Source organism: Luedemannella flava (assembly GCF_039528515.1).
GTDB lineage: Bacteria > Actinomycetota > Actinomycetes > Mycobacteriales > Micromonosporaceae > Luedemannella > Luedemannella flava.
Window position 1 is genome coordinate 1 of the sequence record NZ_BAAALT010000371.1, and the last position, 11,964, is coordinate 11,964.

General features: G+C 72.5%; 10 protein-coding genes. 8 read left to right on the forward strand and 2 right to left on the reverse strand.

Translation table 11 applies throughout. The features are described from left to right. The 3 genes from ABD211_RS33760 to ABD211_RS33770 form a co-directional block, all read left to right on the forward strand. On the forward strand, nt 1-1,526 hold a 1,526-nt coding region (locus tag ABD211_RS33760; RefSeq protein WP_344140711.1), incomplete at its 5' end, for a hypothetical protein. Nucleotides 1,527-1,611: 85 nt separating this feature from the next. After that, nucleotides 1,612-2,961: an FAD-binding oxidoreductase gene (locus tag ABD211_RS33765; protein WP_344140713.1), complete on the forward strand. Its 1,350-nt coding sequence runs from the start codon at nt 1,612-1,614 to the stop codon at nt 2,959-2,961. Between the two features lie 26 nt (nt 2,962-2,987). Beyond that, on the forward strand, nt 2,988-4,292 hold the full coding sequence (locus tag ABD211_RS33770) for an FAD-dependent oxidoreductase (protein WP_344140715.1): 1,305 nt from the start codon (nt 2,988-2,990) through the stop codon (nt 4,290-4,292). Here ABD211_RS33770 and ABD211_RS33775 read toward each other — a convergent pair. Both ABD211_RS33775 and ABD211_RS33780 read right to left on the reverse strand, forming a co-directional pair. Then, nucleotides 4,270-4,605, reverse strand: coding sequence for a hypothetical protein (locus ABD211_RS33775; RefSeq protein ID WP_344140717.1), 336 nt, complete (start codon nt 4,603-4,605; stop codon nt 4,270-4,272). The genes ABD211_RS33770 and ABD211_RS33775 overlap by 23 nt on opposite strands. Continuing rightward, nucleotides 4,602-5,150: a thioredoxin family protein gene (locus ABD211_RS33780; protein WP_344140720.1), complete on the reverse strand. Its 549-nt coding sequence runs from the start codon at nt 5,148-5,150 to the stop codon at nt 4,602-4,604. The genes ABD211_RS33775 and ABD211_RS33780 overlap by 4 nt, the downstream gene beginning before the upstream one ends. A gap of 847 nt (nt 5,151-5,997) precedes the next feature. Here ABD211_RS33780 and nhaC point away from each other — a divergent pair. The 5 genes from nhaC to ABD211_RS33810 all read left to right on the forward strand — a co-directional run. Continuing rightward, nucleotides 5,998-7,470, forward strand: coding sequence for a Na+/H+ antiporter NhaC (gene nhaC, locus ABD211_RS33785; protein ID WP_344140722.1), 1,473 nt, complete (start codon nt 5,998-6,000; stop codon nt 7,468-7,470). Next, nucleotides 7,467-8,897: a basic amino acid/polyamine antiporter gene (locus ABD211_RS33790; protein ID WP_344140724.1), complete on the forward strand. Its 1,431-nt coding sequence runs from the start codon at nt 7,467-7,469 to the stop codon at nt 8,895-8,897. The genes nhaC and ABD211_RS33790 overlap by 4 nt, the downstream gene beginning before the upstream one ends. 28 nt (nt 8,898-8,925) lie before the next feature. Continuing rightward, entirely contained in the window at nt 8,926-10,188 is a 1,263-nt protein-coding gene (locus ABD211_RS33795; protein ID WP_344140726.1) for an arginine deiminase, read from the forward strand. Between the two features lie 10 nt (nt 10,189-10,198). Beyond that, a complete protein-coding gene (locus ABD211_RS33800) occupies nt 10,199-10,723 on the forward strand; it encodes a pyridoxamine 5'-phosphate oxidase family protein (RefSeq protein WP_344140728.1) in 525 nt (174 codons plus the stop codon). Between the two features lie 475 nt (nt 10,724-11,198). Continuing rightward, the coding region (locus ABD211_RS33810) for an RNA polymerase sigma factor (protein ID WP_344140730.1) at nt 11,199-11,964 on the forward strand (766 nt) is incomplete at its 3' end.

Here is an 11,964-nt window from a genome sequence, read left to right on the forward strand (position 1 = left end):
CCGCCGACCGGGCCGCGCCCGACGCGGCCGCCCGCTACCTGCGGCGCGCCCTGCTCGAACCGCCGCCGGCCGAGGCGCGCGCCGCGATCCTGCTGGAGCTCGGTCGCCTGGAGACGATGGGCGACGGGCCCGCCGCGATCGGCCACCTGCGCGAGGCGTACCACCTGATCGAGGAGCCGGCCCGGCGCGGCGCCGTGGCGCAGATGCTGGCCCGCACCATGGTCTTCGCGGGCACCCCCGGGTCGGCGACGGCGTTCGCGGCCCGCGCGGCCGGGGAGCTGCCGGACGACCTCGTCGACGAGCGCCAGGGGCTGTGGGGCCTGGAGCGCATCGGCGGCTACATGCACGACATCGACCCGAAGGTCTGGCGGATCGGCGAGCCGGTCGTCTCCGGCGAGGGCCCGGGCGCCCGGATGCTCGCCGCCGACCTCGCCTGGGAGGCGCTGGTCGACGGTACGGACCGGGCGCGGGCCGTCGAGCTGGCCCGGTTCGCGCTCGCGGACGGCTCCCTCATCGAGGTGGACACCGGGCTGCTGTGGGTGGTCGCCGGGATCGTGCTGCACCTGGCCGAGGAGGACACGACCGCGTTCTGGGACGGCGCGCTCGCGCACGCCCACGAGCGCGGGGCGATGTTCACCGCGCTGGCCACCCACCTGTGGCGCGGGTACGCCGAGTGGGAGCGCGGCGAGCTGCGCGCCGCGCTCGAGTCGGTCACCACGGCGAACGAGCTGTCGCTGACCTGGGGCTCCGACATCGGGGTGCCCTACGGCGAGGCGTACGCGATCGGCATCATGCTCGACCAGGGCGATGTCGCGGGCGCGCGGGCCTTCGTCGACCGCGTGCGCGACGAACGCGCGCGTTTCGGCGACGGTCTGCGCCTGTTCCGCGAGGCGCAGGCACACCTGCTCATCGTGGAGGGCGACTTCGACGCGGCGCTGGCCGCCCTGGACGAGGTCCGCATGGTCCAGCGGGCCACCCGCAACCCGGTCTGGCGGCCCACACGCACACTGCGCGGCCGGGCGCTGCTCGGCCTCGGCCGCCGCGACGAGGCGCTCGACCTGTTCGCGGCGGAACTGGCCGCCGCCCGGGTGTGGGGGACGCCGAGCCTCGTGGGCCGGACGCTGCGCGTCCTGGGCGAGGCGAAGGGCGACGCGGGCGCCGACGAGCTGCGCGAGGCGGTCGACCTGCTGGCCGGCGGCCGCGCCCGCCTGGAGTACGCCCGCGCGCTGGCCGCCCTGGCCGCGCTGGGTGACGACGCCGCGCCGCTGCTGGTCGAGGCCTACGACATCGCGCAGCGGTGCGGCGCGGACGGGCTGCGCGCGTCGGTGGGCGCCCGGCTCGAGGCGCTCGGCGTGCCGCTGCCCCCGCCCGCCGAGGGGGCGGGGTTGACGCGCACCGAGCGGCGGGTCGCGGAGCTCGCGGCCGCGGGTGCCGACGAGCTCGCCATCGCGCAGGCGCTGCTCACCACGCCGAGCCTGGTCCGCGCGACCCTGGCCGCGCTGCGCGAGCGCGGCCTCGCGGGCTGACCTTAAGGTCAGTCGGCGGTAAGTCACCGCCAAGTGCCCCGGGGCACCGTCACCACCGGAACAATCACGGTGATGGGAGGGCCCGGTGGGGCCATCGGCCGCCCAGGTGACGCTGCGCGGGTTGTGCGGCGGGGCGGTGCACCTGCCCGGCGACCCCGCGTACGACCTGGCCCGTACGGCGTGGAACACGGCGGTCGACCAGCGGCCCGCCGCCGTGGCGTACCCGGCCGACCCGGCGGAGGTCGCGGCGCTGCTGCGCGCGGCACGCGCGGTCGGGCTGCGGGTCGCCTCGCAGGGCACCGGCCACCACGCGGACGCGCTCGGCCCGCTGGACGACACGATCCTGCTGCGTACGGCCGCGATGACCGGCCTGAGCGTCGACCGGGCGGCCCGGCGCGCGCGGGTGGGCGCGGGCATGCTGTGGGTCGACGTCGTCGACGCGGTCTCGCCGCTCGCCGCGCTGCACCCGGCCGCGCCGGACGTCGGCGTGGTCGGGTTCTCGCTGTCCGGCGGGTTGAGCTGGTACGGCCGCGCGCTGGGCCTGCAGTCGAACGCGATCACGGCCGTGGAGCTGGTCACCGCGGGTGGGGACGCGGTCCGGGCCGACGCCGACCACGAGGCGGACCTGTTCTGGGCGCTGCGCGGCGGGGGCGCCAACTTCGGGGTGGTGACCGCGCTCGAGTTCGCCCTGCACCCCGTGCCCGAGGTGCACGCCGGGCTGCTCGCCTGGGACGCGGCGCGCGCTGAGCGCGTACTCGCCGCCTGGGTTGACTGGGCCGCGAGCGCGCCGGAGACGGTGACCACCGCGGCGCGCGTGATGCCGGCGCCGGGTGCCCTGACCGACCTGAGGGGTCGCCAGCTCCTGGTCGTCAACGGGGCGGTGCTCGGGCCGGCGGGCGCCGCGCTGGCGCCGCTGCGCGGGCTGCGGCCGGAGGTCGACACGTTCGCGCGGGTCCCGGCCGCCGCGCTGGCCCGCCTGCACCTGGAGCCCGAGGGACCCCGCCCCGACGACGGGCGCGAGTCGCTGGCGCTGCGCCAGCTCGACGGGGCCGGGGTGGCGGCGCTGCTGGCCGCGGCCGGGACCGGCGGGCTGGAGCTGCGCCACCTCGGCGGGGCGCTGGGTCGACCGCTCCCCACGGGCGGCGCCGTGTCCCATGTGGACGGCGCGTTCCTGCTCGTCGCGAGGCCGGGCAGTCGCGGCCTGTTCGAGGCGGCCGCACCCTATGCGACCGGCCGGCGCTACCTGGCGCTCACCGCCGGGCGCGGCGACGTCAGCGCCGGCTACGACCCGGCGGCATGGCCGCGGCTGCGCGCGATCCGGGCCGCCGTGGACCCGGACGGGCTGCTCGTCGCGGGCCACCCGATCCCGTCGGCGCGCGAAGTCGCGCCCAAGCGCGCGCCAAGTCGACGGCAAGGACCCTGGCCCACCGTGTGACGGACAACCTCACAAGGGAGCCAGAGATGAACGCACAGCGAACCGGGCACGCGGTCGTGATCGGCGCCAGCATGGCCGGCCTGCTCGCCGCCCGGGTCCTCACCGAGACCTTCGCCCGGGTCACCGTCGTGGACCGGGACGCGCTGCCCGACGAACCGCTACCCAGACGCGCCGTGCCGCAGAGCCGGCACGCGCACGGCCTGCTCGCCCGGGGCCGCGAGATCCTGGAGGACTTCTTCCCGGGCCTCACCGACGAGCTCGTGCGCGAGCACGGCGCGGTGCTCTGCGACGCCCAGCGCGACGTCGCCTGGATCAACGACGGCATCCTCATGCGCCGTGAGCCGGCCGACATGATCTGTCTGTCGGTGAGCCGCCCGCTGCTGGAGTGGTACGTCCGCACGCGTCTCACCGGCGTCTCGATCGTCACGGGCGCCGAGGTGACCGGCCTGGTCGCCGACGACGCCGCGACGACGGTCACCGGCGTGCGCGTCCTGGCCGACGGCACCCCGTCGGTGCTCGACGCCGATCTCGTGGTCGACGCGAGCGGCCGCACCAACCGCGGCCCGACGTGGCTGCGCGAGCTCGGCTACGACGCGCCCGAGGAGGAGAAGGTCGACGCGGGCCTGACCTACGTCTCGGCCAGCTACCGGCGCAAGCCGGACGACTTCGACGGCGCGTGCGTCGTGGTCGGGCTGGCCGCCGGCAACCCGCGCGGCGGCGTCGTCCTCGGCGTCGAGAACGACCGGTGGATGGTCACCCTCATGGGCATGGGCGACGACGTCGCGCCGCTGCACCCCGAGGGCTACCTGGAGTACGCGGCGGGGCTGCCCGTACCGGACCTGCACCGGGTCATCGCGGACGCCGAGCAGATCGAGGCGCCGCACCGCATGCGGCTGCCGGCCAGCACGTGGCGCCGCTACGACAAGCTGCGCCGGTTCCCCGCCGGACTGGTCGTCGTCGGGGACGCGCTGTGCGCGCTCAATCCGGCGTACGCCCAGGGTATGACCACCGCGGCGGTGGAGGCGCACGCGTTGCGCGAGTGCCTCGCGGCCGGGCGGGAGGACCTACCCCGGCGGTACTTCCGGACGGCGGCGAAGATCGTCGCGATCCCGTGGAGCATCTCCGTCACGGCGGACCTTCGCTTCGACAGCGTCGTCGGGCCGCGTACCGGGCAGGTGAGGTTCCTCAACTGGTACATCGGCCGGCTGCACCGCGTCGCGGCGCGCGACGCCTCGGTGGGCCGCGCGTTCCTGCGGGTCGCGAACCTGATCGACCCGCCGCAGAAGCTGCTCTCCCCGGCCATCGCCGTCAAGGTCCTGCGCGGTCGGTGACCGCCCGGGCCACCGCGTCGCGCAGGTCCTCGGGGTCGGGCAGCGGGGAGAAGCGGCCGTCGCGGCGGCGGTAGACGCGGCAGGTGAGCCCGACGTGCTCGGCCGCGTCCGGCGGCAGCAGGTCGCTGCCCTGCCACCGGAACGTGGGCGAGCCGACGAAGCCGACCTCGGCGGCCTCCTCGTCGGTCTCGACCCACCGCACGCGCACCTCGACGTCCGGCCGGCCAAGCTCGCCCAGCAGCACGAGGAGGCGCTCGCGCGCCTCCTCGTGCGACGGGCAGCCCGACCAGGCGAGCAGCTCGATGGTCGTCACGACCCGATCGTCACGGTCTCGGTGCGCCACTTCACGCCGCAGCCCTTCGGCGGCGTCTCGGACAGCGCCACGGGCCGGCCGGCGAGAAGGTCGTCGAGCGCCTGGCGGATGTAGGTCGCCCGCTGCGACTCGTCGTCGTGGTCGGCGTCCGGGGCGCCCCGGTAGACCAGCGCGCCGGACCGGTCGACGATGAACACGTCCGGGGTCTTCTCCGCGCCCCACGTGCGGGTGACCTCCTGGGGCTCGTCGCGCAGGTACGGCCCGGCGAAGTGGCCGTCCGCGACCCGCCGCGCGCTGGCCGCCGTCGAGTCGTTAGGGTGCGTGACCTGGTTGTTCGGGTTGATCTGGATGACCGCGACGCCCTGGTCGGCGTAGTCGCGGGCCACCTGCTGTACGCGCTCGTGCCACGCCAGCGCGTACGGGCAGTGGTTCGCCGTGAAGACCACGACGGTCGCCGGGGCCGCCGACGGGTCGACGGTCAGGTCACCACCCTCGGCCCGGGGCAGCGTGAACGGGGCGACGGTGTCGCCGATCTGGTAGGCCATGGCCGTGTCCTCTCGGAGGTTCGATGGGCGCGATGTATACCCTACTTAGTCACTAGGGAATTGCCAACCTCCACCGACGGTGACTGAACCCGTTCACTCATGCGTGATCACGGTGCGTCCGGTCTTACAGACCGTACCGTTTCTGCAACTGACGGTTGTTGGGCCACTACCGGAGGTAACCGTGAAGAACCTCTTCATCGGGTTCGTCATCGCGATCGTGCTCGCCGCGTTCTTCAACGCGTCGGAGCGCGCGGAGGAGTCGCGACCCGAGCCGGCGAAGTGCACGGGAGCTAAGTGCTGACCCCGCACTAGAGCGCGTCCTCGCCAGCGCGCCGTAGCGCCATCGGCACTTCCGACCAGCGGCGGTCCCCGGACCGCCGCTGGCTCCGTCACCCGGTAGCGACGCACACCGGCGTTCTTCAGGATGACGACCACGAAAGACGCAGCCAGCTCCGGACACCCGAAGAGTGCACATCTGGGGGCCCGCGCCCACCCCAACCCCGGGCCAAAAGCTCACATCTGGCGACCCGTAGCCACCCCAACCCCGCCAAAAGCTCACATCTGGCGGCCCGCGCCCACCCCAACCCCGCCAAAAGCTCACTTCTGGCGAACGCGCAAGGCGGCGACCTCGCCAGATGTGAACATCTGGCGTGCAGCCCCGCGGTCAGGCCGCCACACATGCACATGTGGCGCAGGGCCAAGCCCGGCCACGGCCGATGCGGCGCACAGCCAGGCCACCAACCGAGCCGCAACGCTCCCGGTTCCGGTAATAGCTGATCAAAGCGCCAGCAACCCCGCAATACTGAGTATCAGTTCCATACCGTCCACATCACGCGGGGAGGGAGGGATGACCGAACCGGAAGAGCCCCAGCCCCAGCCCCGGCCCGTGCGCGAGCCGTCGTTGGCCGACGCGCTGATCCCGCTGGTCTCCCTCGCCGGCCTCATCGCCGGGTCGCTCGCGCTGTTCGGGCTCGACGCGCTCGACGGCCCGATCCAGGTCGCGCTCATCCTGTGCGTCCTCGTCGCCGCGCTCATCGGGATGCGCAACGGCCACACGTGGGCCGACGTCGAGCGGGCCGCGCGAGCCGCGTTCACGTCCATCACCAGCGCCGTGCTGATCCTGCTCGCGGTCGGCGCGCTGATCGGGGTGTGGAACCTGTCCGGCACCATCCCCACCCTCGTCTACTACGGCATCCAGGTGCTGTCGCCGTCGTGGTACTACGCCGCGACCGCCCTGATCTGCGGCGTCATCGCGATGAGCATCGGCAGCTCGTGGACGACCGCCGGGACGATCGGCGTCGGACTGGTCGGCGTCGCGACCATGGTCGGCGTCACCCCCGCCATCACGGCCGGCGCGGTGATCTCCGGGGCGTACCTGGGCGACAAACTCTCGCCGCTGTCCGAGACGACCGTGCTCACCGCGCAGTTGGTGGGCGTCGACGTGCACGCGCACATCAAGCGCCAGGCCTGGACGTCGATCCCCGCGTTCATCATCGCATTCGTGGTGTTCCTGATCCTGAGCCTGACCGGCGCGCCCGACGTGCACAACCCGGTCGGCGAGGAGATCGAGCTGCAGAGCCTCGACGGGATCTACCGCATCACGGCGTGGAACCTGCTGCCGCTCGTACTCCTGGCATTTTTGTCCATCCGGAAGGTGCCGGCGACGCTCGCGTTGATGGCGTCGGCCCTGTTCGCCGGGGTCCTCGGGGCGTTCCTGCAGGCGGACGTGATGCGGGGGTTCGTCGGCAGCGACGAGAACCCCGTGGTCGGCTCGATCAAGGGCATCTGGCTGGCCATGGCCAACGGCTTCGAGATCAGCTCGGGGATCGCCGAGATCGACCAGCTGCTGTCGCGGGGCGGCATGGACAGCATGCTGCTGACGCTGTGGCTCATCATCGGCGCGGTCACGTTCGGCGCGATCCTGGAGGAGTTCGGGCTGATCGCGCGCCTGGTCGACCCGATGATCCGGTCGGCGCGCAGCACCGGGCGGCTCTTCGCGACGGTCTTCGCCTGCGGCTTCGGGCTCAACATCGTGGCCGGCGACCAGTACATCGCGTTGGTGCTGCCGTCGAAGGTGTTCCGGGTCGAGTTCGCCAAGCGCGGGCTCGCGCCGACGAACCTGTCCCGCCTGGCCGCCGACAGCGGCACGGTCACGTCGGCGCTCGTGCCGTGGAACTCGTGCGGCGCGTTCATGGGCGCCGTGCTGGGCGTGCCGACGCTGTCGTACCTGCCCTACGCCATCTTCAACTACGCCAGCCCGGGCCTGAGCGTGCTCTACGGGATCACGGGCTTCAGGATTGAAAAGGTGCCGCCATCGTGACCACGACCGGACCCGCGCAGACGCCGACGACGGCCAAGCTGACGTTCTGGACCATGACCGCGATGGTGGTCGGCTCGATGGTCGGCGCCGGCGTCTTCTCCCTGCCGCGCCGTTTCGCCCAGGAGACCGGCGTCGCCGGCGCACTGATCGCCTGGGTCGTCGCGGGCTCCGGCATGCTCATGCTCGCGTTCGTCTTCCAGACCCTGGCGGTACGCAAGCCGGAGCTCGACGCCGGCGTCTACGCCTACGCCAAGGCGGGCTTCGGCGAGTACCCCGGCTTCTTCTCCGCCTTCGGCTACTGGGCCAGCGCCTGCGTCGGCAACGTCACCTACTGGGTGCTCATCATGTCGACGGTCGGCGCCGTCTGGCCGGCGCTGGGCGAGGGCGACACGTTGCTCGCCTTCGGGTTGTCGACGGTCGGCCTGTGGGCGTTCTTCTTCCTCATCAAACAGGGCGTCAAGGAGGCCGCGGCGATCAACCGGATCGTCACCGTCGCCAAGCTCGTACCGATCCTGGTGTTCGTCCTGATCGCGCTGTTCTACCTCGACCCGAAGGTGTTCGCCGACAACTTCAAGGGCGAGGCGTACGGGTCGTTGTTCGACCAGGTGGCCGGGACGATGCTGGTCACGGTGTTCGTGTTCCTGGGCGTGGAGGGCGCGAGCGTGTACTCCCGGCACGCCCAGCGCCGCGAGGACGTGGGCCGCGCGACCATCCTGGGCTTCCTGTCGGTCTTCGCCGTCTTCGCCTCGGTCACCGTCGTCTCGTACGGCATCATGCCGATGGAGGAGCTCGCCCAACTGCGCCAGCCGTCGATGGCGGGCGTGCTCGAGGAGGCCGTCGGCACCTGGGGGAAGGTCTTCGTCAGCATCGGGCTGATCATCTCGGTGCTCGGGGCGTACCTGGCGTGGACGCTCATGGCGGCCGAGGTGCTGTTCGTCGCCGCCAAGGACAACGACATGCCGCGCTTCCTGCGTGGCGTCAACGCCGCCGACGTGCCCGTCCCGGCCCTGGTCATGTCGACCGTCCTGGCGCAGTTGTTCCTCGTCGTCACCCTCTTCTCCGAGGACGCGTTCAGCTTCGCCCTCGACCTGACCAGCGCGCTCACCCTGATCCCGTTCCTGCTGGCGGCGGCGTACGCGGTGAAGGTGGCCCTCGGCCGCGCCGGGGTGGCGCGCGGGACCGGCGAGCAGCTGGCCATCGGCGTGGTGGCGACCGGCTACATCCTGTTCCTGCTGTTCGCGGCCGGCCTGAAGTTCGTACTCCTGTCGTTCATCATCTACGCCCCGGCCACGATCCTGTTCGCCATCGCACGCCGCGAGCAGGGCCGACGCCTGTTCTCCCCCGGCGAGCTCGTGCTGTTCGTCATCTCCGTCGCGGGCGCGGTCGTCGGGATCGTCGCCCTGTCCGCCGGCTGGATCAGCATCTGACCCCGACCACTGCGCCAAGGAGGCCAGCGTGAGCACGCAGGACAAGCCCGTCTCGTCGAGCTACGGCGTCTATTCCGAGGTCGGCCGGCTGCGCAAGGTGCTGGTCTGCGCGCCGGGCCTGGCCCACCGGCGGCTCACCCCGACCAACGCCGACGACCTCCTGTTCGACGACGTGATGTGGGTGGAGAACGCCCAGCGCGACCACGCCGACTTCGTCAACAAGCTGCGCCAGCGCGACGTCGACGTGGTCGAGCTGCACGAGCTGCTCGCCCAGACCGTGGCCATCCCCGCGGCGAAGTCGTGGCTGCTCGACCGGAAGATCGTGCCCAACGAGGTCGGGCTCGGGCTCGTCGACGACACCCGCACGTTCCTGGAGTCGCTCGAACCCCGCAAGCTCGCCGAGTTCCTGATCGGCGGGCTGGCCACCAGCGACCTGCCGGAGGGCTTCCGGCCCGAGTACGTGACGATGGCCCGCGAGTCGACCGGCGCGCGCGAGTACCTGATGCCGCCGCTGCCCAACACGCTCTACACCCGCGACACGACGTGCTGGCTCTACGGCGGCCTGACCCTCAACCCGCTGTTCTGGCCGGCGCGCCACGACGAGACGCTGCTCATGAAGGCGGTCTACGAGTTCCACCCGGACTTCGTCGGCTCGACCGTATGGTGGGGCGACCCCGAGCGGCAGTGGGGCCAGGCGACGTTCGAGGGCGGCGACATCATGCCCGTCGGCAACGGCGTCGTCCTCATGGGCATGAGCGAACGCACCTCGCGGCAGGCCATCTCGCAGGTCTCGGCGGCGCTGTTCGCCCAGGGCGCGGCCGACCACGTCATCATCGCCGGGATGCCCAAGCTGCGGGCCGCGATGCACCTGGACACCGTGTTCACGTTCGCCGACCGCGACATCGTCACCCTGTACCCGACGATCATGGACGCCGTCCACACGTTCTCCCTGCGGCCCGCGGACAGGTCACCGGGCCTGGAGATCATCGACCACGGCTCGCGCGCGTTCGTCGACGTCGTGGCCGAGGCACTCGGCCTGCGGGAACTGCGGGTCATCGAGACGGGCGGCGACGTGTACGCCTCCGAGCGCCAGCAGTGGGACAGCGGCAACAACGCGGTCGCCCTGGAGCCCGGCGTCGTGTTCACCTACGACCGCAACACACTGACGAACACGCTGCTCCGCAAGGCCGGCGTCGAGGTCATCACGATCGTCGGCGCCGAACTCGGCCGCGGCCGCGGCGGCGGCCACTGCATGACCTGCCCCATCATCCGCGACCCGGTGGCCTTCTAGCCTTGGGCGGATGGCTCCGCAGACGTTCCCCTGGCTGTCCGGTCCCACCCCGACAAGGCGGCTGGACCGCCCCCTGCTGGAGGAGCGCATCCTCCACCTGCTGTCGTCCCAGAACATGTGTGTACTCGCGACGATGGGCGCGGACGGGCCGCTGGCGACGCCGGTGCGCTACTACCCGCTGGGCTTCGCGGTGCTGTTCACCGCCGCGCCGCGCTCCCCCAAGATGCGCAACATCGCCGCCGACCCGCGCGTGTCCGTGGGCATCTTCGCGCCGCTCGTTGGGCTGGCCAGCAGTCGGGGTGCGCAGGTGTTCGGCACGGCCCGCGTGCTCGGCCCGGACGACCCCGACCGGGAGCGCTGGTGGCCGGCGTTCCGGTGGGAGAACGAGCACGCCGAGCGGGGCCTGTCGCTGTCCGAACCGCCGGCGGACACCCTCGTGGTCGTCGAGGCGGAGCGGATCGTCTACACCGAGCACTGGCTGCGCCGCGACGGCTTCGCCCCGCGCCAGTTCTGGCACCGGCGGCCCGCCGGCTGAGCGCCGTCGAGGGCCGACATCACCGCGGAAGTCGTGTTGCAGCAGAGGTTCCACAGAGGTCCCACGACAGTTCAGCAAAGGTTCAGTGCAGCCAGCTCACGATGTTCGCGTCGATCTGGTCGACGCGCCATCCGGTGTAGCCGGCGTGATCGTGGTCGCCGAGCGTGCCCGGCCCTAGCCACCGGGGATATTGAAACCGTCGGTGATGGAGTCGCCGAGCGGCATGAGCCCAGTTGCCTCCTGAGAGTGGGGGGTCTCTGCGGCAATACCAGACCCTACGCATCGATTCCATCACATACATTCGTGGTACGGGCCGGGCGGACGGGCTCCGACCTGCATCGACCCGATGCGCCGGTGGGAACCTTCACGCGGCACCGACATTGGGTGCGTACCGCCTAAGTCGGAACCATCGGAAAGCCGACGCCACTCGGACGAGGACTTTTCCCGGTGCCGCACATGACGCATGATGTCGCCGGTGAACCCCCAACCCCCGGCGGACCTGACGGCCGCGGTCGCCCGCGCGCGCCTCGGCGACGAGGACGGCTTCCGCTCGGTCTACCGGCATCTGCAGCCCGGCCTGCTGCGCTACCTGACCGGCCTGGTCGGGGGCGACGCGGAGGACGTGGCCGCCGAGGCGTGGGAGCAGATCGCCCGGGACATCCGCTCGTTCCAGGGTGACGGCGACGGGTTCCGGCGCTGGGCCGTGACGATCGCCCGGCACCGCGCGCTGGACCACCTGCGTCGCCAGCGCCGGCGGCCGGCCGTCCCGACCGCCGGCGAGGAGTTCGCCGACCTGCCCGCCGACGAGAACACCGAGGCACGGGCCATGGACGCGCTGGGCACCGAGGCCGCGCTCGCGCTGATCGCCTCGCTGCCGCCCGACCAGGCGGAGGCGGTCCTGCTGCGGGCGGTCATGGGGCTCGACGCCGCGAGCGCCGGCGAGATCCTGGGCAAGCGACCCGGCGCCGTGCGCATGGCCGCGTACCGCGGCCTGCGGACCCTGGCGGGCCGCCTGGTGAGGCAGGCGTCGGCCGCGTTCGCGGGCGGGACGGACGAGGAGGGGACCGAACCGTGCGTGACACGTTCGGGCGCTCCGGCGCTGAAAGAGACGACATGGGTACCGATGACTCCCGATTTCTCGACGACGCCACCGCGGAGGCGCTCCTCAACGGTGGCCGGTCCGGCCCGCCCGAACTGGTCCCCCTGCTGGCCCGGGCGGCAGCGCCGGCGACGCCGCACGA